Below are 26,290 nucleotides of genomic sequence, written 5' to 3' on the forward strand. Positions count from 1 at the left end.
CTGCTAGTAATTAGCTATAGGTTTAGCTCAGTTCAAGGTCTGTGGTTTTGACTATTTGAGGCTGATAAAAGTGTTTGCCTTGAGCACTTAGCAAGGTAAACATTTGTTGCAGCACTTTAATTTGTCCTGGGAAATCATCAAATCGTGGGCCAATCCATTCACCATTATCGCGAATGTATTCGTCAAATAACGCCGCTTGAATAAAGTAATTTCCTTGATAATCCTGTTTTACCTTTATTTCTACTGGCTGACTTTGGTCGAGAATGATAGTGCAGCTTTTGCTGTCTAAATCGACATGTATTATCCCATGAGTGTAGGTGAGCTTGGCAGTTCGGCGCTTAAGTGGAGTAAATTTACCCGCTTTAATCTCAAACTGACACTGATTAATTTCGCCTAATAAATGAATAAAGCTTGCCCCTAACTCAGTATCAGCTTGGCTTTGTTGTGCCGCTTCATCTAATAACCATTTACTGTCTGGACTGTATGTGATCTGCCCGTCACCTGGCACAAAGTTTAATAATAAACTCATGGGGTGAATAAAGGTTTCTAAGAAGAATCCGCCTGTATCGGCCTGCAGTGCCCAAGGTCGGGTTTCTGGGCCTTCGTAAAACTCGATTTGTACATGGGTAGGCTTGCCTAAACGCTGCTTTAATCTATCTAGTGCGCCTACTGATAAATTCTCATCACTTCCTTGTTTTTTAATATCTAAGTATTTTCTGTGTGCTGTGTTCAAACTTAAAAAATAATTAATAGGTAAAGCTTTTTCTAGCCAATAGTAGCTAAGCAAAAAGCCCTGTTTCATTAATCTACTGTTGGCATCTGTCACATATTCTAGCTCTGCTGATGTGGCAACTATGGGTTTTTCTACCGCAAAAATGATTTCTGCCGAAGCTAATTCTGACATTAACGCTAAATGGGTATCGGGTGGAGAAGCAATAATGGCATAAGACGAGCGTTTTTTTACATAGGCAACTATGCTTTCGAGCACTTTGTTGCGTTCGTTGTCTGGGGTGTTAGCAGAGATTTGGCTATCTCGTACCGAATAATATTGGATGCCTAATTTATCTAATCGTTGGCGAAAATCACTATCAATATAGTCACTGGCAACTGCCAGTTGGTGGGGTTTATATAAGCGTCGTCCACTATCGCCTTGTTCACTGACTAAAGCATCAAGCAGACGGTTTTTAACTAAGTCACCAGCCCCTATAATGGTTATGTTTGGGCGCTGCCACACAGGCAAAGGTGGCAATAAATTAATTACATTGGCAATAATGATTGCGGTGTAGGTAAAGCCTAATACCCCAAGGGTTATACTTAACCACAAGGGAAGGGTGGGCAGGTTGTTTGAAATATTAAATACTGTGGCCACCACATTGCTTAAATCTACCCCTTGGTTGAGGGCGGCAAATAATAAAAACTGGGTGACTAACACTATAGGCAAAGACAAAAAGTATTCGGCTTCGTTAAAAATCGATAAGTGCTTTTCAATAAGCACCCTAAACAGCATGTAATAGAAGGTCCAAAAAATAGACTCTATTAACAAGATTATCATTATCCATTTAGGTAAAAAGCCTAAACCTTTTTCTGCTAAAAATACTTGTGCAGCACTGATAAGCAAGATGCTTAACAGATAAATTTCAGTGTGTAGTGAATGAAAGTCTTTGCGTTCTTTTTTATCGTTTAAATCTGATTCTTGTACCGCTCTAAAAATTGCTTTAACTAGTTGTAAAGGTGAAATAAAGCGTACGTAATAAATCAGTCCATAAAACAAGGTGGCAAATAAACTACGGTTATTGCCCCACATGTAAGATTCGTAACGTGGTGGGGTACTGAGTTTTTTAAGTGAAATACTGGCAAAAAATTTACGAATTTTTTTCAAAAACAATCCCTTACTACAAGTTTTTGCTGGCAAAAAAACAAGCCATACAAGCCTAATTTAGTGATGAAGTTATCACTTCAAACGCAGTGGCAAAGCACCAAGCACATAGATTGCCAGCTTGCTAAGCGCTAGGCAATACCCAATCTGGGCGAGGAAAATGGCAGGTATAGCCGTTAGGTCTATATTCTAAATAGTCTTGGTGTTCGGGTTCTGCCGGCCAAAAATCTCCAGCTGGAGTTACTTCTGTCACTACCTTTCCCGGCCATAAAGCAGAATTATCTACGGCTTTTATGGTCTCTAATGCGGTGTGATGTTGTGACTCTGATAGGTAAAAAATAGCCGATCTATAGGCGCTGCCTTTATCATTACCTTGTTGGTTTAGGGTAGTAGGATCATGAATTTGAAAGAAAAATGCCAAAATATCCCTATAGCTGGTTAGCTTGTTATCAAACAAAATTTCAATGCTTTCAGCGTGATTACCATGATGATAATAAGTGGCATTTTTTAGCTCACCGCCCGTATAACCAACTTGCGTGCTAACAACGCCAGTTTGTTTACGTATCAGGGCCTGCATTCCCCAAAAACATCCGCCTGCTAATAGGGCTTTTTCGATAGCCATGTTATTGCTGCTCTACTTGGTCAATGTAGTCAGCATAACCTTGGGCTTGCATGTCTTTTAAATGAACAAAACGTAAAGATGCAGAATTGATGCAATAGCGCAGCCCACCCTGCTCACTAGGACCATCAGGAAATACATGGCCTAAGTGACTATCGCCATGGGCTGAACGTACTTCAATGCGCTGCATGCCGTGTGAAGTATCGGTGATTTCATTGATATTCAGTGGCTCAATAGGTTTAGTAAAACTAGGCCACCCACAGCCAGAATCATATTTAGCTGAAGAGGCAAATAACGGCTCCCCTGACACTACATCAACATAGATCCCTGGTTGGGAATTATCTAATAACTCTCCAGTACCTGGATATTCAGTCGCGTTTTCTTGAGTTACTCTATATTGCTCAGGTGTTAGCGCGTCTATGGCAGCTTGGGATTTTTTATATTCAGGCATAGGTTCTCTTTTAAAAATGAGCGACTATATGAAGTCATTGATTATAGACTGCATAGTGATTAAACGGCATTAGTAGTTAGCGCCACTACCTAATTGGGTGTTTGGCGGCTTAAAATTTTCACATTAAAAAAAGCAAAAGCTAACGCCATAATGGGATTAAGTAAATTAAAAAAGCAGTATGGAAAATAAGCCAAAGTCCCTACAGCTAAGGTGCCCGCCATAAACACCCCACAGGCATTCCAAGGAATTAATGGAGAGGTGAGCGTACCCGCATCTTCTAAGGTACGAGATAAATTGACATTATCCAGTTGGCGTTTAGCAAACTCTGTTTGCCACATGTGACCAGGCAGGACTAGGGCCATATATTGATCGCCTGTAACGATATTTACCCCTAAACAGGTGGCCATGGTAGAAGCGATTAATGAGCCTGTGGAGCGTACTCCTTTTACCATGATACGCATGAGCATATCTATATAGCCCACTCTCTGAAGAACGCCCGTCATCATCATAGATGCTATTACTAGCCACACCATGCTGACCATTGACGCCATGCCACCACGAGACAATAGGTTATTTACACTCTCGTTATTGGTGTGTATTTGAAAGCCATCAAATAACACCACCCAAAAAGCGCGAATAATGTCGACTAATTGGCCACTGCCAGCAAAAGTTAGCAGTGCCTGAAATTGAAACACCAAAGTAAATATACAAGCTAATAAAGACACGCCCATTATCGCCAGAAAAGCCGGGGTACGTTTGACCGCTAGCCATAAAAGCAACACAACAGGTACAAGGTTTATAGGGGCAATAATAAATTGTTGATCTAGAGTTTGAATAAAGGACTCAATGCCAGTTTGACTGGTAGCGCTAACGCTGTGGCTTAATCCAATAAATAAAAAACCTGCTAGGGCAAGGATAAAACTTGGCACAGAGACCCATGCCATATGCCGTATATGAGAAAATAAGTCTATTCCAACTATAGAAGGGGCTAAGTTAGTGGTTTCAGATAAGGGCGACATTTTGTCGCCAAAGTAAGCACCCGAAATAATCGCCCCCGCGGTTATTTCTGGCGATAGTTCAAAGCCGTAAGCCACGCCTATTAACGCCACGCCTATGGTGGCAGCTGTGGTCCAAGAGCTGCCTATACAAATGGCAACTAATGCACATATTAAACAGGTAAGCGGATAAAAGTAACTGGGGGATAATATATTCAGTCCATAGTACAGCAAGCTGGGCACGGCACCGGATAACATAAAGCTACCTATCAAAGCGCCAATGGATAAAAAGATCAGTATGGGGCTAACAATTTTTGCACTGGATTGAATAATAGCTTGTTCAATGTCTTGCCAACTTAAGCCATTTTTTAGCCCCACTAAAGCACTTAAAAAGCCAATCATTAACATGGCAACTTGAGTGGCGCCAGCCAGCGCATCACTGCCAAAAATACCAATCACTAGGCCCATAAGCGTTAGCAAGATAATACTAATAAGCACGCCATCAAAACGGCTTAAGATAATGGGTTTGGGCTGCTCTTGGTTCGGCTCGATACCTTGCTCCTTATTGCTTAGGCTTTAATTAATTGTCGCGAATAATTTCGCGAGCGGCATTATGCCCTGGCGCACCTGTCACCCCTCCACCAGGATGGGTACCTGCACCACACATATACAAACCTTTAATGGGCGAGCGATAGTTACCGTGGCCTAACAAAGGGCGGGTACTGAACATCTGATCTAGACTCATATTGCCATGCATAATGTCACCTTTAGTCAAACCGAACTTGCGCTCCAAATCAAGGGGACTTAATACCTGACGACCGACAATAGATTGCTTGAAGCCTGGGGCATATTTTTCTACTTGATCAATAATGGCTTCAGCGGCTTGATCGCGGTGGGTATCCCAATCAATATTAGGGTCGAATTGCTGACAAAATAAACTGGCAACATGCTGACCTTCGGGGGCCAAGCTATCGTCTAGAGTTGAAGGGATAAGCATTTCTACAATTGGGGCTTTAGACCAACCAAATTGGCGTGCGTCTCGATAACTTTGATCTAGGTACTCACAGGTGCCGCCAATAATAATGCCCCCTGTAAGGTGGTCTGGGGTAGCACGCTCTTGAGTCAAACAGCTAAACTTAGGCAATTCGCTTAAGGCCACATTCATGCGAAAAGTACCCGAGCCATTTTTGTAATGTTTCATGCGCCGTGCAAAGTCTTCAGGTAGGGTTTCAGTGTCTAGCAATTGGTTGTACAACAAACTAGGATTTAGATTTGAAGCGATAATCTTAGCTTCTAAAATCTCCCCGTTTTCTAATTGCACGCCATATGCGCGCCCTTGTTTAACTAGCACTTTTTGTACTGCGGCATCGGTTTGAATTTCTACCCCTTGAGCTTGGGCTGATTTGGCCATGGCTTGTGTGATAGCGCCCATGCCACCTATTGCATGACCCCACACGCCTTTTTCGCCATTCACTTCACCAAAAGCGTGATGCATTAACACATAGGCCGAACCTGGAGTTTGAGTGTCGGCGTAGTTGCCGACTATGCCATCAAATGCAAAGGCGCCTTTCACATAGTCATTTTCAAAATACAGATCTAAAAAGTCTGAAACACTTTTAGTAAAAATATCTAGCACTATGCGTTCATCTTCTATGGGCAGTTTACGCAAGCGATTGCCAAATTTAGCGGCTTTAAATATGTCTTTAATGCCACCACCCACATTAGGTGGCGTTTCTAATAAAAAGTCGCGGATCAAATCGGCTACCATGCCAGTGTCACGAAAATATCGGTCTAAGGCTTCTGCATCTTTTTGCGAAAAACGCGCTATTTCAGCTTTTAAATTTTCTTCTCCCACTACAAAAGCTAAAAAGTCCTGATTGTCGTGAGGCCATAAGTTATTAACTTTGCGATGAACAATTTTTAGGCCATGATGATGTAAATTTAAATCAGCTATGACCTTAGGATTAAGTAAACTCACAGTATAAGATGCCACTGAATTTCGAAAGCCAGGGTGGAATTCTTCGGTAACCGCTGCCCCCCCTACAACCGAACGACGCTCTAGTACTTTTACCTTTTTACCTGCTCTTGCGAGGTAGTTAGCACATACTAACCCGTTGTGACCGCCGCCTATTATAATGGCATCTAACATATTCAATCCTAACTGCTTACTGCTTGAAGATTGACAGTATTGAACACCCGTTCAATACTGTCAATCATCTGAGCTAGTGAGGAAGTTTTCGCCAATGCATCAAGATCCTAGTGCTAAAATTCAACAGCTTGTTGCCAAACATAAGCCAGGTTACGCCTTAGCTCGTGACTTCTATCATGATAGTGATTTATATCAGGCCGAACTTAAAAAGTTGTTTTTTAAGCATTGGCTGTATGCTGGGCATGTGTCACAAATCCCTCAGGTTGGTGATTATTTTACTTTTGAGTTAGACAACGAATCTGTGTTGATCACCCGCTCGGCTGAAAATCAAATAAAGGCTTTTTTAAATGTATGTCGGCATAGAGGCTCACGCATATGCCTCAACCGCTCTGGTTCAAAAAAACATTTTGTTTGCCCTTACCATGCTTGGCACTACAAGTTAGACGGTTCGTTAATTGCGGCGCGCAATATGCCTGATGATTTTGAGGTCGGCGAGTTTAATTTACATGAGGTCAATTTAACCCTTATAGGTGGGTTAATTTTTATTAGTTTGGCCGTCAAGCCACTTGGGCTTGATGCCATACATAAAAAGTTAGGGGGGATTTTAGATTTATACGGCTTTGAAACAATGAAATTGGCCCATAAACAAGTTTATCCTATGGCCGCCAATTGGAAATTAGCAGTGGAAAACTATCAAGAATGTTATCACTGCGGGCCTGCCCATCCAGAGTTTGCCAAGCTGCATGCTATGGCAAAATCACCCAGGCACTTCTCGCGAGTCAAACAACAGTATTGGGACAAACACCCAAATGATCCTAAATTTCAGCAACATGACTATTATTTTGCCAAAGCAGCAAGCGGCCAAGAAGGTTTTCAATACGATCATAATCCGTTAAATAACAAGATGTTAACCGGCAGTGTTGACGGTCAGGCTGTGGCGCCATTGTTAGGTAAGCTAAAGCGGTACACAGGCGGGGCGTCTGAATTGATGCTTGGGCCACTCAGTTATTTTTTAATTTACGACGATTACATGGTGGCCTATCAATTTTTACCTTGTTCGGTTAACTCTTGTGTATGTGAGGTGAGTTGGTTTGTTAAAGATAGCGCAGTACAGGGGCGTGATTACCAACTAGAGGCCCTTACCTGGTTATGGGATCAAACCACTGAAGCCGACAAAAGCATCATTATGAACAACAAATTAGGGGTAGATTCGCACTTTTATCAACCCGGCCCTTTGTCACAAATGGAAAGTTTCCAACAAGGCTTTTTAAATTGGTATTTACTGGCTTTGAATTAGCCTAGTTGCCAAGGTGAACCCACTCATTTTTCTCAGCGCGAAACGGCTTCTGCGGCACTAAAGCCAGGTTTGCGCACTTGGCAATGTTACTTGCTGAGTATCCTGTAAATCCTTCATCCATTAAAGTGCCAGTGTTGCTTGAATAAGCTTGATCTGTGTTGAGGTTTAGCTTGGGCGAGTATGAAAAAACACGGGGTTAGATGGCATAGATTAATCTAAAGTTTACTGTACTTTAAGTTGTTCAGTTGTCGGTACTTGCTCTTGTGTTTGTAGGACTACATCAGCTAACACATGGGATTTTAAGTAAGGATGCAAAAAGTCATTCAATAAGATTTCTGAATCTTTTGGTAGATAAGCATTTTTTAATACAAAAAGTTTTCGGTTGGTTAAGTTTAGGTTGGCTAAGTCATCGGCATAGTTTCGATTAAAAAGCGCCAGAAAACTGCCGTCTTTTTGGGCCATTTGAAGGCCTTTTAAAATCCGTTCGGCTAAGGGTATATTGTTCTTAGCTACGTAAAAAAATACCGGTAAAGGATAATAAATAGCCATATGCTTATCAAAGGTTAGCCCCTTATTTACTAGGCTAAAGCGCTCTAACTCAGGTAACACTTCATTTGCCCCTCTAAGTAAGGCATCAACCCTTTTATTGGCTAACATAGCGAATAGATTTTCATATTGAGCAGTGGTATCAACACTGAGTTTTGCATCTTTTAAAATAAAGTTGTCTACCCAGCCTAATCCTTGTCCAAACACTAGATTACGTAATTCATGTAGTTGTTTAAAGTTTGCAAACAAATCTGGATGACTGTCATGAATAAGCGCAATTCTTAAGCCTTGTACGCCCATTAGTAACGGAAATTTAATGGCTAACATGCCATCGTTAAGTTGTTTGGTTGCTGGTGAGCTTATAATGTTTATCAGCTTATTTTGAGAAACAAATACCGGAATTCGACTAGGAGGTAAGTCTACTTGGTAGCGTTCTAACTGGTAATCACCATGAGTGTCTATGGTTTTTTCTAAGGCTAAATACAATAATTCAATAAAGTAGTCCTGCCGAGGATCTAACGCACTTTGCGGTTTAGGATAAACCACATGGAAGTCGCTAATTGTGGTCTTATTCTCGGTAGCACCTGAAAACGCACTGATAAAAAACAAGATACTTACCCAAAACAGATTAGGTAAAGTGTTGATTTTTAGAGACGTGAATGCACTGTTCATATTAAAGCTCGATTAAAATTAAGACCAAAAGCTCGAGCTTTTAAGCTCGAGTAATATTAAGTACAAAAGGTGGAGCTAAACTACTGACAAATGTTAGGTAAAACTTTATTAATGTTGCTTGGAACTTGAGTAAAATTTAAACCACCAGAGCCTATTCTTAATTAGGGAGGGTGGATATTGTACTTTAGTCTTAGTGCAACCATTATTTAATCAGTATAGCCCCAAGGTGCGGGAGGGGGATTGATCGCTTTGGTTAAGTCAAAGTCCACTCTAAATTCACGACCTTCTCGAATAAGACGATAAGTAAAAACCTCTGGATAAATAAAGATCTGCCAAATGTTGCTATTTGATTGGGGAATACCAGTTTGGATAAATAGTTCTTTTGAATATTGGTCGGCAGGGAATGACTGCATATTTGCCCAGCCTGCATCTACAGTATGGCCACCATACATAGTGGATTCGCTATAACTGCCATCGGCATGCCTATGATCGTGTTTAAGGGACAAGCCTGAACCTGTTTTAGTGATGATCCAGGTACGCGATGCATCACTACCAACAAAAAAAGGGATCTGTAATTGTTCATCTGTACAGCGTCTAACATGCATAGTCAGGACTTGCTCAGACATATTGCTCGGGCCCTGGTTGTCTACCGAGACTTTGCCATTAAAAGCTTGGCCACATAAGGCTTTAAGTTGGGCGAAAAAAGCATCATGACTAGCGATTGAAACTAGCGGGGCGGGTAAAACAGTGTTGGTTTTCTGTGCTTGAGTCGCACCCATAAAGCCTAGGGCTAATATCGCCAAGCTGAGCCTAATTTGCATGTGTTGTGTCCTTGTTTATTTATTAGTGTAGGGGCAAAGGCAAGGTTAACAAATAGGTCTTGCCCTGTTTGGTAAACCGCTCGCCAACTAAGTATTGCTTGAAAGTAAATAGCTTAGCTTTCGAGGATCATCTGAAATCCGCCATATATTAAACGTTTTCCATCAAATGGCATGGGGTTATTGTCTGGATGCATACGCTCATCTTGCATTAGTTTTTCCATACCCGCATTTCTTACTTCTTTTGATGGCCATACCACCCATGAAAATACAATAGTTTCGTCTGCTTCACATAATACTGCTTTAGGAAAAGATGTGACGCTGCCTTCGGGAACATCATCGCCCCAACATTCAACTAGCTTTTTGGCGCCGTATTCTTTAAAGCATTCGGCAGCCAATTTGGCATGCTCTAGGTAGGCTTGTTTATTTTTATTTGGAACTGCTGCTACAAATCCATCGATGTAATCCATGAGGGGATCCTTGTGGTTATTAAGCTAATTATCAATAGGTGATAGGCGCTGATAACTTTGACTCTAGAGTGAGTCTTGTTAAAAATCAAATACTTGATTAGTTTTACAAGTGGAGCTGGTGTTGTAAAAAATATGTTTGAGTTTGCTGGGATTTGTCGCTATCTTGAATCTTCACAAAATTTTAACAAGTTATGTGTGCCAAGCAAATTGCTTACCCCACTGTTAAAAACCACGTAGTCTAGGTTTTAGAGATGTTCTCCTGTCTTTTCAATCCATTGACTTCCAACCGTTTTACTTTGTGGGCTCTAATAAAAAATATAAAAATAGGAAAGCACAATGAAATTAACCTTGAAAAAAATGTACCTTCCATTAGCTATTGCTCTTGCATCTGTGCCTGTTGCGTCTAATGCCGCTAATGAACATGCTTACGAAAATGCCAACCCAAATGCAAAGTTTTTGCGTTGTGGTACCGAACATCCTTCGGCTAGACAGGCAGAATTAAGAGAGCAACATTTTAAAAATATGCGTGGTAAGCCAGGAAGCGGTGGAGGAAGCAGTTATGAGCCACGTGCCAATGGTTCGGTAACTATTGATGTTTATATGCACGTCATCACAGACACAAACAACAATGGGGCATTAACTGCAGGTGAAATTAACGCTCAAATGGCTGTACTAAACGATGCCTATAGTAATACTCCGTTTAGATTTAATTTAGTTTCAACTAACTATGTTGCTAATAATGCTTGGTATACAGTAGGTTATGGCAGTGCTGAAGAAGCAGAAATGAAAGCTGCGCTTAGGCAAGGTGATGCCTCAGACTTGAATTTTTATGCGGCTAACGTAGGTGACGGCTTGTTAGGTTGGGCGACTTTTCCAAGTAGCTACGCCTCTAATCCGATGGATGACGGGGTAATTGTATTAAATTCATCTTTTCCAGGTGGAAGCGCTGCTCCCTATAATGAGGGGGATACAGGTACTCACGAAGTGGGGCATTGGTTAGGCTTGTATCATACATTCCAAGGTGGTTGTAAAGGTGATGGTGACTTTGTTGCTGATACCCCAGCTGAAAAGAGTGCGGCTTACGGTTGTCCGGTAGGGCGTGATAGCTGTGCTAAAGGTAAAGGCTCTGAGGGTGTTGATCCTATCTTTAACTTTATGGATTACACAGACGATTCATGTATGAATGAGTTTACCCCAGGTCAATCTAATCGTGCAGATGAGCTAAGCTTTACCTTTAGAAACCTATAAGGTTAGCAACCCAAAGGAGTGCTTTAGCACTCCTTTTTTTGTGGAATAAAACATGTTCAAATTTTGTCTAACATGCTGTGTTGTTTGGCTTTTTTTAGCCACCCAAGCGGCTAAGGCTGAGCGCTTATTGGTGCCAGATTATGTCAGTTGCGAAAGAAACCATTTAACCTCTTGGGTAGGATTTGTAAGTAAGTTTAAGCTTACTGAAAATAAATTAGAAATTAGCATAGCTACCAACGAACAAACCTTAGAGCAATTAACGCTCGAATTTAGCTCAGAAGCTGAGTTGTTAACGCATTTTTATCTAAATGGAGAAAAGTTCAGTCCCTCAGATTGGCAAAGTATTACAACCTCAGACAAGCAACTCATTGCTAAAACAAGGGCTGTAGTATGGATATGTTTAGATGATTCCAAGCCGCCTGTTATTAATTGGCGTAGCTCTTCACAAGATTAAAATAACCCTATCGTGTTCGGCTGCAGCGCTTAGAACAATACTTTACCTCTGCCCAGCAGTTTTGCCATTTTTTGCGCCAGTTAAATGGTCGTTCACATACTGGACAGACTTTGCTGGGTAACTCAGACTTTTTCATTGTTTTCTAAGGCCTCAAAAAATCCTTGGCTATCGTTGCTTATGCTCTGCCTTTTGTCGTCGTTCATACTATTTAAGGTGCGGTAGGGCATACTCAACCTAGGATTGCTGCCGAGCTTTTCTAGATTGCGAGCTAGAAAATCCCAATACAAATAGTTAAATGGGCAAGCATTTGGGCCATTTTTTTGTTTAACTTTGTATGCGCAGTGTTGGCAGTAATTCGACATTTTATTAATGTAGCTACCACTAGCTGCATAAGGCTTGCTGGCCATCACCCCGCCATCTGCAAATAAAATCATGCCACTGACATTAGGCAATTCAACCCATTCGTAGGCATCTGCGTATACTAACAAAAACCATTCGTTCACTTCATCGGGATGCAAACCGCTGAGTAAGGCAAAGTTACCTATTATCATTAAACGTTGAATATGATGGGCATAAGCGTTATCGCTGGTTTCTTTAATACACTGCTTTAGGCAATTCATCTTGGTTTGATAGTCCCAAAAAAACTGCGGTAGCGAGCGCTGTGCATCTAAGTAATTATCTTTGGCGTAGTTGGGCATTTTTAGCCAGTACAAACCGCGTACGTATTCGCGCCATCCTAATACTTGGCGAATAAAGCCTTCTACTGCATTAAGTGGTGCATGACCATTTCGATAGGCGTTTTCGACTTTTTCAATTACTTCTTTAGGGGTTAATAAACCGCAGTTTAAATAAAAGCTGATGTGCGAGTGGTACATCCAAGGCTCGCCTTGCTTCATGGCATCTTGATAATCACCAAAGTTTGTTAAGCGTTGCTTAACAAACTCGTCTAGCACGCTAAGCGCTTGCTGGCGGGTCACTGCAAAGTGAAAGTTATCTAGCTTGCCAAAGTGTTGGTCAAACTCTTTTTCAACCAAGGCTAATACTTGTTGGGTGATGTTATCGGGCTTAAAGGTACAAGGCTTGGGTGGCGACAGATCTTTAGGTAAAGCTTTACGGTTAGCACTGTCGTAATTCCATTTATTGCCTACTGGTTGATCACCGTCCATTAAGCAATGCCAGCGTTTGCGCATGTCGCGATAAAAATACTCCATACGTAATTGTTTACGATCTTGGGCCCAATTGGCAAAGTCATCTAGGCTTGCCAAAAAGCGTGTATCGTCAAGAATTTCAACCGGTATATCGAGCTTGTCTTGCCAGCTTTGCATGTCTTTTAACACCCGAAATTCACCTGGGTGGGTCAGCACTATTTTGTTGATGTTTTGGTTTTTACATAGCCGCTCTACCTCAGCAAACAGACTGCCCAGATTGTTTTTATCATCGTATTGAGTGTAGGCCAGTTGATAGTTTTGTTGGCGCAGCGATTCAGCAAAATGGCGCATAGCCGAAAACAACAAGGCAATTTTCTTTTTGTGGTGCTTAACATAACTGGCTTCGCTTTTTACTTCAGCCATTAACAGCCAGTCACTTTCTTTGTCACAGCCTTGCAGGCTGGGTAAAGACTCGCTGAGTTGGTCTGCTAAAATTAGGCGTAATGTGGCCATGTTTAGCTATCCGGCTGATTGGCTATTTTAGAGTCAGCCAATGTATCTAAAGCCCGTTGTCTGGAGGCCTTTAGATCCACTATGGGCTTGGGATAGGTTTCGCCTAAAGTAATGCCGGCCTTGTTAAGTACGTCTTGGGGGGCATCCCACGGGTTATGAATGTATTTACTGGGTAATTTGTCTAACTCGGGGCAAAATTGTTTAACATAGTCGCCTTGCTCGTCGAAACGTTGTCCTTGGGTAACTGGATTAAAAATGCGGAAATAGGGAGAGGCATCGGCGCCAGTACCTGCCACCCATTGCCAACTGGCACTGTTGGCCGCTAAATCGGCATCCACTAAACAATCCCAAAACCAACGCTCGCCCTGGCGCCAATCAATAAGCAAATTTTTAACTAAAAAGGAGCCCACTATCATGCGCACTCTGTTGTGCATGGTGCCGGTTTGCCAAAGCTGACGCATCCCAGCATCAACCATGGGAATACCTGTTTGACCCCGTTGCCACGCTTTTAAGGCTGGCTCGTCTGTGCGCCAGTTAAAATGCTCAAACTTAGGGCTGAAGTTTTTTTGCGGAATATCCGGAAAGTGATACAACAAATAATAAGAAAATTCGCGCCAGCCTAACTCACTTAAATAACAATCTAGGCCAACATTTTCGGTATTGCCATTTAAGGCGTTAATGGCCGCATACCAAATTTGATTGGGTGAAATCTCTCCAAAATGCAGATGCGGCGAGAGTTCTGAGGTCGCTCTTAGCTCAGGAAAGTCGCGTTTGTTTTTGTATTCTTTGGCGCCGTTGGGTAAAAACTCACTGAGCCTGTCGGCAGCGCCTTCTTCACCGGGCTGCCAATATTTTTGGATACCTTGGTACCAATTTATTTGCGGCATTAATTGCAAGGCATCAATGCCTGAATCGAGTGACTCTTGATACACAATATTTAGCGATTTAGGGGCTGCGATTGGCATGCGTGGGTCGGGCTTAGACAAACAGCCGCGGCGATAATAAGGGGTATAGACTTTGTATGGAGTGTCATCTTTTTTTAATACCTGCCAAGGCTCCCACAATAAATGACTATTAAAACTTTGTACTTCAACATCCAGCGCTTTTAGTTGTTGTTTAAGCTGCTTGTCTCGCTGTATTTGCCAAGGCTCGTAGCAGCGATTCCAGACGATTTTTTTAATCTTATGAAGCTTAACTATTTCTAGCAGTATTTTGCTGGCATCGCCTTTTTGGCAGTGTAATTTGTTATCTAAACTGGCATTTAACGAAGTGAGCGATTGATGTAACCACCACTGGCTTACGGCACCCGGGGTAAATTCAGCCGGGCTGGCCGTATCAAATATGTATAGGGGTAAAACTGCCCCTTGTTCACTGGCAAAGGATAAAGCTGGATTATCGCGTAAACGTAAGTCTTGGCGAAACCACATTAGTGTAGGACTAGAAATGAGAAACACTCCATTTATATTAGTTTTTTAATTATTACTTAACTCGAAGCAATCTGGATCCATACTAATTTATTTTTATGCCCTTTTTCTTGTACATAACAGTGATAATATGCAACTAATCTAGTGGGTTTCTAGCTTAAGGGCAGGCTTTGAGTAAACAAGTGGTAATTGCTGGGGCAGGGATTGGTGGCTTATGTGCTGCCCTAGCTTTGGCTAAAAAAGGCTTTGGCGTTAGTGTATATGAGCAAAGTGACGTGCTAGCAGAAGTTGGCGCAGGTCTACAATTAAGTCCTAATGCCATGTGTGTGTTAAAGGCGTTAGGCATAGAAGCAGACCTTCAAGCTCTAGCCTTTGCCCCCCAAGCTGCTGTTATGCGGCATTATAAAAGCGGGCAGGGGTATTTTTCTGTTCCGTTAAATCATGCCAAAAACCCTTACACTAAGCCATACCTACATATTCATCGCGCTGATTTACAAGAGGTTTTACATCTAGCTTGTCAGAAAGTGGGGGTAGATTTGCAGTTAGGTTGCGCAGTTAAAGGTTATACCCAAAACTCAAACCAAGTGCAGGTGTTACTGGCAAATCAACAGTCAATAAAGGCTGATGTTTTGATTGGCGCTGATGGCATTAAATCTCATATTCAAGCCAGTATGTTAGGGCCTAGCCCAGCAACATTTACTGGGCAAGTGGCATGGCGTGGCACTATACAAGCTAACCTTCTACCTAAAGCTTTAGTACAGCCCAATGCCAATTTATGGGTAGGGCCAGGGCAACACTTTGTGAGTTATTATATTAGAGGCGGAAAACAAATTAACTTTGTTGCTGTGCAAGAGCGAGCCGATTGGCAACAAGAGTCATGGCAGCAAGTTGGCGATATTCAAGCGCTGCGTCAGGCCTTCAACGGTTGGCATCCTGAGGTAACTGAATTACTGGCTGCCACTCAAACTAGCTATTTGTGGGCATTATTTGATCGCGCCCCACTTACCCAATGGATTGATAATAAAGTTGCATTGTTAGGGGATGCTTGTCACCCCATGTTGCCATTTTTAGCCCAAGGCGCGGCCATGGCAATAGAAGATAGTTATGTGTTGGCTCATTGTTTAGCCAGCGAGCCCAATACACAAAGGGCATTAAGCCAATATCAAGCTGTGCGCATTAAACGCACTAGCGACATTCAACAAAAGGCCAGTAAAAACGCGCATCTATATCATATGAGCCAGCCGTTAGATAAATTAAAATTAACTATTTTGGCAGGCCTAAACAAAATCGGCTTGAGCAATAAGCTAGCCGCTCGGCAGCTGCATTCTATCTATAGTTATAATGTGGTGGATAAATTAAACCAAAGCTAATTGTTAAAACTCAAAACTCAAAACTCAAAACTCAAAACTCAAAACTCAAAACTTAAGCATGAAAGGTTTCTTTTTCGGGTAAATACTTTGCCAGTAAGTTTTCTAAAGCAGCTAGCTTTAAAGGTTTGACAATATAATCATCCATACCAGCTTCTTTGGCTTTTAAATAGTCTTGTTTCATAGCATTGGCAGACAACCCACAAATGGTGAGCTTGTCGTAGCCTTTCTCACGTAACATTTTTGTTGCTTCGTAGCCGTCCATTTCTGGCATTTGAATATCCATTAAGATTAAATCGTATTGCGGAGAATTGATGATTTTTGTGACCGCCTGATGCCCATCTTCGGCAATATCGTATGTTACCCCTAAGGTTTTTAACATTTCGCCAGCAACAGCTTGGTTGATGTTGTTATCTTCAACTAATAACAAATGACCAATAAATTCTTTTGGTTTGATATTATGCAAAGAAGTAGGGTGGTCCGGCTCTTTCACATATTTGGCTAAAAATAAGTCTTTGACCAAGATTGAAACTTGTCTTGGCGTAAAAGGGTGGCTTAAGCATTTTGCCGGCCATCTATTGGTTAGTTGTTTAGGTAAACTGCTTGGTTGTGTGTTAGTAATAAAAGCTACGTTCATAGCAGAGGTCATCAGTTGATTAATAGCTGATTGATAGGTTTTACATTCGTTTAGATCTTCAATGTCTAAAATCACCGCATCTGTGTCTTTAATATTTTTGATGCTGTTATTTAATTGCGACAAAGGCAAATGATGATAACTAATATCTAACTTTTCAATATAATCGGTATTTAGTAATCCCATTCGACCTATACTGAAATAGTATAATTCAGACTGAATGGCCGGTACTGGGGATAATACTTCAGTATATTCAGCAGGATAGCCTAAAATAAGCTCCACTTTAAAGGTACTACCTTTATTCACTTCGGATTCTACCGATACCTTGCCACCCATTAATTCCACTAATTGGGTCACAATGGATAGGCCCAAGCCTGTGCCACCAAAAGTGCGGCTGGTGGAGCCATCTGCTTGAGTAAAAGATTCAAATATTTGAGTAACTTGCTTGGCACTCATGCCTATGCCGGTATCTTTTACTTCAATTTTTAGGCAAATATTGTTTTCGTCTTGTTGGGGGACAAAGTCGATATTAATAGTGACTTCGCCATTGCGAGTAAACTTAACCGCATTACTACATAAATTAAGCAAAATTTGCCCGATCCTTAAAGGGTCACCAAATAATTTTGCGGGTAAATTAGGGTTGCAATCAAAACGTACATTTAAGTTTTTTTCTTGTGCCCTATTGGCCACATTCGCGAGTATATTGCTAAATAAAGACTCCACTGAAAATTCGATATTCTCAATATCTAATTTACCCGCTTCTATCTTAGAAAAATCTAAAATATCGTTGATTAGGCTCATGAGAATTTTGCCTGAATAGGCCGCTTTATTGAGTTGATCTCTTTGTGATTCAGTTAGATCTGTACGTAACACTATTTCTAACATGCCTATGATACCGTTCATTGGCGTACGGATCTCATGGCTCATATTGGCTAAAAAGATACTTTTTGATGCAGTCGCTTGTTCGACTTCTTTATTAGAAGCAATTAATTGCTGGTTTAAGGCTTCTTGCTTGGCATTAAGTTGCTGTGACTGATCTAACAAGGCCGTAGTTTGTTTGTTTTTTTCATGGAATACGTCAGCCGCTTTGGCTAATTGGCCTATTTCGTCTTGGCGAGTAAGACCTGGGATTGTTTCCACACTTTTGCCTTTGGCTAAAAGTTGGAATACATGAGTAATAGTATTGATGGGTACCATAATGCGGTAAATTAAAAAGAAGGCCGTGGCCGCAGCGATAATAATGCCAATTAACGAAAATATATCGCTACTCATGCGAGCTTTATCTACAGTGAGTTTGATGTCGCTGCTGGTATTAGTAAATTGCTCGGTCACTAAGCGGTTTAATTCTCTGGCTAAAAATAAAAACTCGTTGGCTGAGCCTGCCATTACCACATTAACCAAAAACAAATAACCGCGCGTTACTTGGGTTAATTGCAAAAAGTCTTGTTCTACCTTGTTGAGTTTATCTATAACCAACTGTAGATCTTGATTCCAACTTAATTGTTCGCTGATACGGGTTTTAACGTCTAATAACTGTTGTTGAAATTGTCCGATTATTTGCTGGTCGGGAATTTGTAAATACTGCAGTAATAAGTTTTGCGCGCGAGCAATATGGTATTTGGCATATTCAAAGGTATATTGCACGGATTCGGGAGCACTATTGTCGGCAATGATTTCGTCAAATAAGGTTTCTAGCTCTACCAATAGACTTGAATTATATAAAGATTGCCTTTTGGTGCGACCGGCAATCACACTGGCAAAACTTTCCTCGTAATTTTTTAGGTGTGAATGCATGCGTGTAATGTAATCTAAATACACTTCGCTGTTTTCTTCATTAGAGGTAAGTTGTTCTAATTCTTTTAAGCTATTTTGGCTTTCTTCCATTAACAGATTAAAGCGGGTGATGGCGGCTTCGCTAGCCGAATCTTTGTAAATTAAAACATTGCGTTGCAGATCGATCACGTCTCTTTCTAGCTCACGTACTAAGCTAGTTTTGACCACAGCTTGTTGGGTAATATCTAAACTATTAACAAAAACAGATTGAATGCTTCTAGACAAAAATACTTGGGATAACAGCAAAATCACCAGTATTGCCAACACCAACATTATTTGGGTTTTTATTGTCCTAAACACTGCATCAGCTTCCTTCTACGAACTAATAAATTCATACCACTTTTGTAAACTATAATCGTATGTTGGCATGGCCGTATTCCATACTGCCACGTTGCTAAACCTTTGGGTATAACTTCCGCCTCGACGCATCTCGCCTTTTTGTACCGACACTTTGCCATCTGGCCCTTTCATTGGATGTTTTGCTTGTTTGCCTGCATACCAATAGTCCCATTCTGCTTCACTTAAAAATGAACGCGACCTTTGAGGATTAGAAATATAATAGCCCTGTCTGGCAATAAAAGCACCCGGCCAACCAGAAAGCCACCAATTCATATAGTCATACGCGGCATCTTTGCTGCTTCCTTGAGTGGCAGAAGACAAGCACATTACCCCATGCCAGCCTCTAAACCCTTCTTTAGGTGCAGCAAAAGTAACAGGAATACCTTGTCCATTTAAGGCTGATACAGCCGGAGAGAACATGCTTTGGATAGCTACGCGACCAGTACGCATAAAATCTACCGATTCTGGGACTGAATTCCAAAATCCACTAAAATGATTCTGTCGTTTTAGATCAATTAAAATAACAAAAAGGGCGTCTAAATCTGCTTTGGTTAAATTACCGATATTTTCAAATTTGACCAAACCACGTGCTTGGGCAGCTAGGGCTAAATCAAATATGCCTATAGTAGGGGCATTCACTATAGCAACTTTGCCACTGTGCTTAGGATCTAACAACCAGCCCCAACTTTCGGTGGTGTAGGCTTCTCCCTTAGGGATGATGTTAGTGTTGTATCCAAAAGAGTCGACATTATGCACATAAGGTAAAAAACTCATGTGCTCTGTGTGCTCTGCACCTAATGAGCCATCTGCTTGGATGTGTAAAATTTTATAAGGGGCGTCGCCAGCTCCTACATTGGCTTGCTCACTGACCTTACCCGTTTTGCACAGAGGATTAACTTCATCCCAATAGCTAATCCGTTTTTTATCTATTGGTTGAATGGCACCACTGGCCCAAAGCGGCCTAATACTATTTGACCACTGTTCATATAGGTCAAATGATTGAGGGTTCATTGTGGCTTTTTGCAGTACCGCTGCACTGCCTCTTGGCTCAAAAATAAGTTCAATATTAAGATCTTCCATGGCCTTCTGGCGCAAGGTTTCTTGTAAGGTAACATGTGTGCCTAACACCCGCAGTTGAGTGGTTTTACGGGCAAAAACATAAGGTGCTTGAGAAATGGCAGTGGCACCGACTATGACTTTACTAATAGATTTTAACGCGTCTCTACGTGTGACGGTTTTGTTTAGTAGAGTTGAATTGGCAATTTTGGGCATGTTTGTTTGAACTTGATATAGATTAAATTATAACCACAATAAGCCAAGTTTGCCGATTTCGCAATTCGCCTAAAGTCTAAGAAACTGAAATTATTATTTGCTAGCCCAACCAAGGTGGCAGTTTAACTCCTTGATTAGGCTAATGCTTTTTTAGTCTGCGTAAAATTTATGTTGGAATTTTAAGGTTTTAGTTACAGCGCCATCACTAATATCAACCTGAATACGATATTGCTCGCGATCACTAAAAGGTAAAGTGGCTAAATAATAAATTGATTGGCCTTCTTGTACTTGTTTAAAACTTAACTTTTTTACTACCCCTAGCAGGTTTTTGGCTTCGCCGGTAAGCACCACAGATTGCGCCGATTTATCTTGCCTATCTAATACAGAAATATTAATTAAACCGTTAAATTTGCTGCGCACTATGCCGTATTGTTTGGCAACACTAGGGGTTAAAAAGGTACTGTTAAGGGCAATGTAATGTACATCCCAATTAGCTAATACTTGTTTTTGTTCAGCTTGCGCTGGGTTTGTTAATAGTATGCTTAACCCAGCTATTAGCCAGGCGTAATACACAGTTTTTAAGTTAAAAAAGGCCAAACAAATCCCCTAATAGTTTTTGTAAAAACAATAATAATACTATGACCACCATCACAGATAAGTCGAGTCCACCTAAATCAGGCATTCTTCTGCGAATAGGCGCAAGCATAGGCTCGGTTAATTGAGCTAACACTAGCTCCATAGGATTTCTGCCCTGACTTATCCAGCTCATAATGGCGCGTAAAATCAACACATACATCATAAGAGTAAGGGCTTCTTTGAGCACAATAAAAAACGCCACAACCAAGAGCGACAAAAAGTTAAAATTCACCCCGCCTAACAGCAGGTTTAAGGTGATGATTTTTAACCCTGCCACTAGTATGGCCAATACTAATGTTGCGGTATCTAGTCTTCCTAAAGAAGGTAGAATTCTGCGTAAGGGTGCCACTAATGGATGGGTTGCCTTAACCACAAATTGACTAAATGGATTGTAAAAATCGGCTCTGGCAAATTGCAGCCATAAACGTAATAACACCACCATCAGGTACATGTTGAAGACAAAATCAATTAAAAACTGCACTGAACTCATAAAATTGTTTTCCTAATCTGACTAAAACTGCTCAGCCATTTGTTCGGCTCGCGTTATGGCTGCTTGCATGGCGGTAGATACCATTTTTTCTAACCCCTGCTCCTGAAAAGACTCAATTGCCTTGGCTGTAGTGCCGCCTTTGGAGGTAACTTGGGTGCGAAGCTCACTTAATTCAAGCTCAGGATTTTGGCAAACCATTTCTGCTGCCCCTAACATGGCTTGCTGAACCAGTTTTCTCGCGGTGGCTGCATCAAACCCTTGTTTTATACTTTCATTTTGCATGGCTTCCAGAAACAAAAAGAAATAAGCCGGGCTACTGCCAGCTGCTGCAATCACAGCATTTAACATAGACTCTTGTTCGACCCAGGCAATTTCACCTACTTGTTTCATTAGCGCTGATGCAAAATCTTTATCCGTGCCGCTCACAGAGACATCTGCATATAAGCCAGTCATACCTAATGCCAATGCACTTGGGGTATTGGGCATAGTTCGTATTACTGCATGTTCGCCACCCAACATTTGTTTTAATCTGTTGGTATTAATGCCCGCAGCGATAGACACAAAAACTTTACCTTCTAGCTTACAATTTGCATTTAATGCGCCACAAACTTGTTCCATTAACTGAGGTTTAACCGCTAAAACGACTACTTCTGCAGTCTCAACGGCTTGATTGTTGTCTTGAGTGATATTGATAGAAAACTCTGCATGAAGTGCATCTAGTTTGCCCACTGAGGGATTACTGGCAGTAATAAAATTCGCTGGATAGCCATTTTTTATGAGTCCGCTAATGATGCTTCTGGTCATGTTGCCCGCGCCAATGAAGGCGATTTTTCTATGTTGCATAGTTTTCCTATTCTGTTGATTGATTGCGTCGACCGAAAATAGCAGTGCCAACTCTTACCATAGTGCTGCCACACTGAATGGCTGTGGTAAGGTCGCCTGACATACCCATGGATAATGTATCGACTGAGGGGTAATGTTGTCTAAGGTTATCAAATAAAACCGACATATGCATAAAGCTTGCGCTTAATTGTGCTGGGCTTTGATTGGCTTTAGGGATAGTCATAAGGCCCCTTAATCGCAAGTTGGGTAAGGCATCTATGCTGCTTGCCAACTCCATTAGCTCGGCACTTTTTACCCCAGATTTATTTTCATCATCGTTAATATTTACCTGAATACACACGTTTAATCCTGTGTGTGGGCTACATTGGTCGTTCAAACGTTTGGCAATTTTGAATCTATCAATGCTTTGTACCCAAGTGAAATGTTCGGCAACTAAACGGGTTTTATTTGACTGTAAAGGACCAATAAAATGCCATTCAATATCACTAAGGTGGGCAAGGGCTTGGATCTTTTCTACACCTTCTTGTACATAATTTTCACCAAATAATCGTTGTCCTGAGTTATACGCAAGCACAATTTCAGATACCGGTTTGGTTTTACTTACGGCTAGCAATTTAACTGAATTTGTTGGACGATGGGCATCCAAAGTAGATTGCTTCAGGGTTTTTTGTACGCTTTTGAGTCGTTCTGCTATTGTTTCCATATTGCAACATGATATACGGAGAATATTGCTTGGATATTACCGAACTTTTAGCCTTTAGTGTTAAAAATAAAGCCTCTGATTTACACCTTTCTGCCGGATTGCCGCCAATTATTCGCGTTGATGGCGAAATGCGTAAGCTTAATGTGCCGCCCCTAGAGCATAAAGAAGTGCATGGTTTGATATTTGAAATCATGAACGATAAACAGCGTAAAGAATACGAAGAAAATTTAGAAACCGATTTTTCTTTCGAAGTAAAAGATTTGTCGCGCTTTAGGGTCAATGCCTTTGTACAAAACCGTGGAGCCGCTGCAGTATTAAGAACCATCCCTAGCGAAATCTTAAGTTTAGATGATTTAGGTGCGCCGCAAATTTTTAAAGAAATTATCAATCAGCCAACTGGCATAGTGCTAGTTACTGGGGCCACAGGTTCGGGTAAAAGTACCACTCTGGCTGCCATGATCGATCATATTAATAGTACTAAGCGCGAGCATATTTTAACCATTGAAGACCCCATTGAATTTGTGCACGAAAATAAACTTTGTGTGCTGAATCAGCGTGAAGTGCATCGCGATACCCATAGCTTTAACAATGCACTACGCAGTGCGTTGCGGGAAGATCCAGATATTATCTTAGTGGGTGAGTTACGTGATTTAGAAACCATAAGATTAGCGATTTCTGCAGCTGAAACAGGTCACTTAGTGTTTGGTACGCTGCATACCAATTCAGCGCCAAAAACCATAGATAGATTAATAGATGTGTTTCCAGCGGCAGAAAAATCTATGATCCGCTCAATGTTGTCTGAATCCTTACGTGCGGTTATTTCACAAACTTTGTTGAAAAAAGTAGGGGGAGGACGCGTAGCAGCCCATGAAATTATGTTGGGCATTCCAGCTATTCGTAACCTAATTCGCGAAGATAAAGTGCCACAAATGTATTCGGTGATCCAAACGGGTCAAGCCCATGGCATGCAAACTATGGATCAATGTTTACAAAGACTAGTTGGCCAAGGCTTAATTACCGCGCAAGATGCGGCGGCTAAGTCTATGGACAAAAAACAAACTTCAAGTTTCTAGGAAAGCATTATGGAACTCACGCCTTATTTAGAACAAATGCAAGACTTAGGCGCTTCAGATTTATTTGTCACTGTGGGCTTTCCTGTTAGTGCCAAAGTCAATGGCCAAATGACGCCAATTGGTGGCAGTCCTTTAGATGAAGAAGACGCCTTGGCGCTAGTGCACGACGCCATGACAGAAAAGCAAAAGCAGGAGTTTGAGCAGACCAAAGAGTGTAACTTTGCCATAGCTCGAGAGGATATAGGACGTTTTCGATGCAGTGCGTTTTGGCAACGGGATATGGCAGGTATGGTTGTCAGGCGCATAGTGACACAAATTCCGCAAGTGGCAGATTTAGGTCTGCCAGAGGTGTTAAAAGACGTCATTATGTCTAAGCGGGGCTTGTTGTTATTTGTTGGTGCCACAGGTACAGGTAAGTCGACTTCGTTAGCAGCGCTAATGGGGCACAGAAACCAAAATTCAAAAGGGCATATTCTAACCATAGAAGATCCCATTGAATTTGTGCATGAGCACGGTAATTGTGTGGTAACTCAGCGCGAAGTTGGCATCGACACCCAATCTTTTGACGATGCCCTAAAAAGCTCATTACGTCAGGCTCCAGATGTCATCTTGATTGGTGAAATTCGCTCTATGGAAACCATGGAATATGCCATGTCTTTTGCCGATACTGGGCATTTATGTGTGGCCACCTTGCATGCCAATAATGCTAACCAAGCAATAGAACGAATTATGCATTTGGCCCCACCTGAACAGCATGAAAAGTTACGTTTTGACCTAAGCCTAAATATGCGCGCAATAGTGGCGCAACAATTAGTGCCAACCCCAGATGGCAAGGGCCGAGTGGCGGCCATTGAAATCTTGTTGAATTCTCCGCTGGTGACCGACCTAATCCAAAGGAACGAAATCGGGGGGCTTAAAGAAGCCATGCGTAAAGGCAAAGAAATGGGCATGCAAAGTTTTGATATGGCTTTGTATGATCTATACCGAGCCGGACGCATAACCCTAGAACACGCCATTCATCATGCCGATTCGCCTAATGATTTACGTTTAATGATTAAACTAGACTCTGACGAAGGCAATCAGCTTGGCTCATTGTCGAACGTGTCTATTGATATGGATTAAGTCACACAAAATAAGGATGCCCTTTGCTTAAAGTGTATAGCCATAATAGTCGTTTTATGGTGTTTCAGGTTAAACAACTGCTTGACGACAAAGGGATCCCATGTTTTGTTAAAAACGAATTTGCCATAGGCGCCATGGGTGAATTATCTCCTATGGATGTGTTACCCGAAGTATGGATTAACGACCCCGAATGGTTGCCCCAAGCACAGGCTTGTGTTCAAGCCTTTAGTGTTCAACAAGGTAGTAATAGCACTTGGTTGTGTAGCCAATGCCAAGAGCAAAATGCCGGAAACTTTGAGTTATGTTGGCAGTGTGGCCACGACAGTATTGAGTAAAAAATTATAATGAGTTGTTATGTCTATTGATCCAGCTGCCGAAGAGGTGATGGATAGCTTTATCGAAACTTTATGGTTAGAAAAAGGCTTAAGTGAAAATACCCAAAATGCCTACCGAACCGATCTGAGTAAATTTGCCTTATATTTAGCCAAACATGCTGCGCCTCACACTCTCATTAATTTTTCTCAAGCTAGCTTAAAACACTATTTAGAACAGCGCCTTGAGCTTGGTTTTTCGGGGCGCAGTACCTCTAGGCTGTTGAGTAGTTTACGCAGTTTTTGCCAATATTTAATACGTGAAAAAATGCGAGAAGATGATCCTATAGGTCAGCTTAAAAACCCTAAATTACCCAAAGCCTTGCCCAAAACCTTAAGTGAATCTCAAGTGGACGATCTGTTAAACGCGCCTAATTTAGAAGATCCCATTCAATTGCGCGACAAAGCTATGTTAGAAGTTTTGTATGCCACGGGTTTGCGGGTGACTGAGTTGGTGAGTCTAAGGATGGATCAGCTAAGTATTCAACAAGGCTTAGTTAGAATTATTGGCAAAGGCAATAAAGAACGCTTAGTACCCTTAGGTGAAGAAGCCTTAGATTGGATAACTGAATTTTTAAAAAAAGGCCGTTCAGTTTTATTAAAAAATGAAAGCGACATAGTCTTTCCAAGTAAAAGAGGGGTAGCTATGACAAGGCAAACCTTTTGGCACAGGATCAAAATTTATAGTCAGCTGGCAAATATTCAATCAGATTTATCCCCTCATACTTTGCGCCACGCTTTTGCCACCCATTTATTAAATCACGGAGCTGACTTGCGGGTGGTGCAAATGTTACTCGGACACAGTGATTTGTCTACTACTCAAATTTATACTCATGTGGCAACAGAGCGTTTGCAAAAACTTGTAGCAGAACATCACCCAAGAGGCTAAAACCTTTAATACAAGGTTTGGTTTGAGGGGGAATTCCG

General features: G+C 41.4%; 25 protein-coding genes. 8 read left to right on the forward strand and 17 right to left on the reverse strand.

Translation table 11 applies throughout. The features are described 5' to 3' along the window. Positions 1-22 precede the first annotated feature (22 nt). The 5 genes from ACVCDT_RS03365 to ACVCDT_RS03385 all read right to left on the reverse strand — a co-directional run bounded on the left by ACVCDT_RS03365 (position 23) and on the right by ACVCDT_RS03385 (position 6,090). A complete protein-coding gene (locus ACVCDT_RS03365) occupies positions 23-1,879 on the reverse strand; it encodes a hypothetical protein (RefSeq protein ID WP_447131343.1) in 1,857 nt (618 codons plus the stop codon). 121 nt (positions 1,880-2,000) lie between these two features. Further along, positions 2,001-2,498 carry a peptide-methionine (S)-S-oxide reductase MsrA gene (gene msrA, locus ACVCDT_RS03370; protein ID WP_447131344.1) on the reverse strand — a complete coding sequence of 166 codons (498 nt, stop codon included), beginning with the start codon at positions 2,496-2,498 and terminating at the stop codon, positions 2,001-2,003. 1 nt (position 2,499) lies between these two features. Further along, positions 2,500-2,946 carry a peptide-methionine (R)-S-oxide reductase MsrB gene (gene msrB / locus ACVCDT_RS03375; RefSeq protein WP_447131345.1) on the reverse strand — a complete coding sequence of 149 codons (447 nt, stop codon included), beginning with the start codon at positions 2,944-2,946 and terminating at the stop codon, positions 2,500-2,502. A gap of 89 nt (positions 2,947-3,035) precedes the next feature. Next, a complete protein-coding gene (gene nhaC, locus ACVCDT_RS03380) occupies positions 3,036-4,439 on the reverse strand; it encodes a Na+/H+ antiporter NhaC (protein ID WP_447131346.1) in 1,404 nt (467 codons plus the stop codon). 82 nt (positions 4,440-4,521) lie between these two features. Then, on the reverse strand, positions 4,522-6,090 hold the full coding sequence (locus ACVCDT_RS03385; protein ID WP_447131347.1) for a phytoene desaturase family protein: 1,569 nt from the start codon (positions 6,088-6,090) through the stop codon (positions 4,522-4,524). 94 nt (positions 6,091-6,184) lie between these two features. On the opposite strand from ACVCDT_RS03385, the gene ACVCDT_RS03390 reads away from it, so the two are divergent. Next, positions 6,185-7,387 (forward strand): aromatic ring-hydroxylating oxygenase subunit alpha, encoded by a 1,203-nt coding sequence (locus ACVCDT_RS03390; RefSeq protein ID WP_447131348.1) that lies wholly within the window; start codon positions 6,185-6,187, stop codon positions 7,385-7,387. Positions 7,388-7,609: 222 nt separating this feature from the next. Here ACVCDT_RS03390 and ACVCDT_RS03395 read toward each other — a convergent pair whose 3' ends face one another. The 3 genes from ACVCDT_RS03395 to ACVCDT_RS03405 form a co-directional block, all read right to left on the reverse strand. Beyond that, positions 7,610-8,605, reverse strand: coding sequence for a transporter substrate-binding domain-containing protein (locus ACVCDT_RS03395; RefSeq protein ID WP_447131349.1), 996 nt, complete (start codon positions 8,603-8,605; stop codon positions 7,610-7,612). Positions 8,606-8,811: 206 nt separating this feature from the next. Continuing rightward, positions 8,812-9,384, reverse strand: coding sequence for a hypothetical protein (locus ACVCDT_RS03400; protein WP_447131668.1), 573 nt, complete (start codon positions 9,382-9,384; stop codon positions 8,812-8,814). A 155-nt stretch (positions 9,385-9,539) separates the two neighbouring features. Next, complete coding sequence (locus ACVCDT_RS03405) at positions 9,540-9,893, reverse strand: DUF1428 domain-containing protein (RefSeq protein WP_447131350.1); 354 nt, start codon at positions 9,891-9,893, stop codon at positions 9,540-9,542. A 336-nt stretch (positions 9,894-10,229) separates the two neighbouring features. Between ACVCDT_RS03405 and ACVCDT_RS03410 the strand changes: the two genes are divergently transcribed. Next, entirely contained in the window at positions 10,230-11,141 is a 912-nt protein-coding gene (locus ACVCDT_RS03410; protein WP_447131351.1) for a zinc metalloprotease, read from the forward strand. 52 nt (positions 11,142-11,193) lie between these two features. Further along, positions 11,194-11,595 carry a hypothetical protein gene (locus ACVCDT_RS03415; RefSeq protein WP_447131352.1) on the forward strand — a complete coding sequence of 134 codons (402 nt, stop codon included), beginning with the start codon at positions 11,194-11,196 and terminating at the stop codon, positions 11,593-11,595. 7 nt (positions 11,596-11,602) lie between these two features. Here the strand turns inward: ACVCDT_RS03415 and ACVCDT_RS03420 are convergent, their stop codons facing one another. The 3 genes from ACVCDT_RS03420 to ACVCDT_RS03430 are packed head-to-tail and all read right to left on the reverse strand — an operon-like array spanning position 11,603 to position 14,683. Continuing rightward, on the reverse strand, positions 11,603-11,731 hold the full coding sequence (locus tag ACVCDT_RS03420) for a DUF2256 domain-containing protein (RefSeq protein WP_447131353.1): 129 nt from the start codon (positions 11,729-11,731) through the stop codon (positions 11,603-11,605). Next, positions 11,718-13,256 carry a cryptochrome/photolyase family protein gene (locus ACVCDT_RS03425; RefSeq protein ID WP_447131354.1) on the reverse strand — a complete coding sequence of 513 codons (1,539 nt, stop codon included), beginning with the start codon at positions 13,254-13,256 and terminating at the stop codon, positions 11,718-11,720. Before ACVCDT_RS03425 ends, ACVCDT_RS03420 begins: the two co-directional genes overlap by 14 nt. A 2-nt stretch (positions 13,257-13,258) precedes the next feature. Next, a complete protein-coding gene (locus ACVCDT_RS03430) occupies positions 13,259-14,683 on the reverse strand; it encodes a cryptochrome/photolyase family protein (protein ID WP_447131355.1) in 1,425 nt (474 codons plus the stop codon). A gap of 167 nt (positions 14,684-14,850) precedes the next feature. Between ACVCDT_RS03430 and ACVCDT_RS03435 the strand changes: the two genes are divergently transcribed. Further along, positions 14,851-16,050, forward strand: a complete 1,200-nt coding sequence (locus tag ACVCDT_RS03435; protein WP_447131356.1) for an FAD-dependent monooxygenase — start codon at positions 14,851-14,853, stop codon at positions 16,048-16,050. Between the two features lie 52 nt (positions 16,051-16,102). On the opposite strand, the gene ACVCDT_RS03440 is transcribed toward ACVCDT_RS03435, so the two are convergent. The 6 genes from ACVCDT_RS03440 to ACVCDT_RS03465 all read right to left on the reverse strand — a co-directional run bounded on the left by ACVCDT_RS03440 (position 16,103) and on the right by ACVCDT_RS03465 (position 22,797). Next, positions 16,103-18,814 carry a hybrid sensor histidine kinase/response regulator gene (locus ACVCDT_RS03440; protein WP_447131357.1) on the reverse strand — a complete coding sequence of 904 codons (2,712 nt, stop codon included), beginning with the start codon at positions 18,812-18,814 and terminating at the stop codon, positions 16,103-16,105. A gap of 15 nt (positions 18,815-18,829) precedes the next feature. Next, positions 18,830-20,125 carry an ABC transporter substrate-binding protein gene (locus ACVCDT_RS03445; protein ID WP_447131358.1) on the reverse strand — a complete coding sequence of 432 codons (1,296 nt, stop codon included), beginning with the start codon at positions 20,123-20,125 and terminating at the stop codon, positions 18,830-18,832. 150 nt (positions 20,126-20,275) lie between these two features. After that, positions 20,276-20,722 (reverse strand): DUF4426 domain-containing protein, encoded by a 447-nt coding sequence (locus ACVCDT_RS03450; protein WP_447131359.1) that lies wholly within the window; start codon positions 20,720-20,722, stop codon positions 20,276-20,278. After that, positions 20,709-21,251 carry a YggT family protein gene (locus ACVCDT_RS03455; RefSeq protein WP_447131360.1) on the reverse strand — a complete coding sequence of 181 codons (543 nt, stop codon included), beginning with the start codon at positions 21,249-21,251 and terminating at the stop codon, positions 20,709-20,711. The genes ACVCDT_RS03450 and ACVCDT_RS03455 overlap by 14 nt, the downstream gene beginning before the upstream one ends. Before the next feature lie 21 nt (positions 21,252-21,272). Further along, complete coding sequence (proC, locus tag ACVCDT_RS03460) at positions 21,273-22,094, reverse strand: pyrroline-5-carboxylate reductase (protein ID WP_447131361.1); 822 nt, start codon at positions 22,092-22,094, stop codon at positions 21,273-21,275. Positions 22,095-22,101: 7 nt separating this feature from the next. Then, positions 22,102-22,797 (reverse strand): YggS family pyridoxal phosphate-dependent enzyme, encoded by a 696-nt coding sequence (locus ACVCDT_RS03465; RefSeq protein WP_447131362.1) that lies wholly within the window; start codon positions 22,795-22,797, stop codon positions 22,102-22,104. A 29-nt stretch (positions 22,798-22,826) separates the two neighbouring features. Here ACVCDT_RS03465 and ACVCDT_RS03470 point away from each other — a divergent pair, with 29 nt between their 5' ends. The 4 genes from ACVCDT_RS03470 to xerD are packed head-to-tail and all read left to right on the forward strand — an operon-like array spanning position 22,827 to position 26,252. After that, on the forward strand, positions 22,827-23,870 hold the full coding sequence (locus ACVCDT_RS03470) for a type IV pilus twitching motility protein PilT (RefSeq protein WP_447131363.1): 1,044 nt from the start codon (positions 22,827-22,829) through the stop codon (positions 23,868-23,870). A 9-nt stretch (positions 23,871-23,879) separates the two neighbouring features. Next, positions 23,880-24,992 carry a PilT/PilU family type 4a pilus ATPase gene (locus ACVCDT_RS03475; RefSeq protein WP_447131364.1) on the forward strand — a complete coding sequence of 371 codons (1,113 nt, stop codon included), beginning with the start codon at positions 23,880-23,882 and terminating at the stop codon, positions 24,990-24,992. A 23-nt stretch (positions 24,993-25,015) separates the two neighbouring features. Beyond that, positions 25,016-25,327 (forward strand): putative signal transducing protein, encoded by a 312-nt coding sequence (locus ACVCDT_RS03480; protein WP_447131365.1) that lies wholly within the window; start codon positions 25,016-25,018, stop codon positions 25,325-25,327. A gap of 19 nt (positions 25,328-25,346) precedes the next feature. After that, on the forward strand, positions 25,347-26,252 hold the full coding sequence (xerD, locus tag ACVCDT_RS03485; protein ID WP_447131366.1) for a site-specific tyrosine recombinase XerD: 906 nt from the start codon (positions 25,347-25,349) through the stop codon (positions 26,250-26,252). Positions 26,253-26,290: the final 38 nt, after the last annotated feature.

Source organism: Paraglaciecola aestuariivivens (assembly GCF_052983255.1).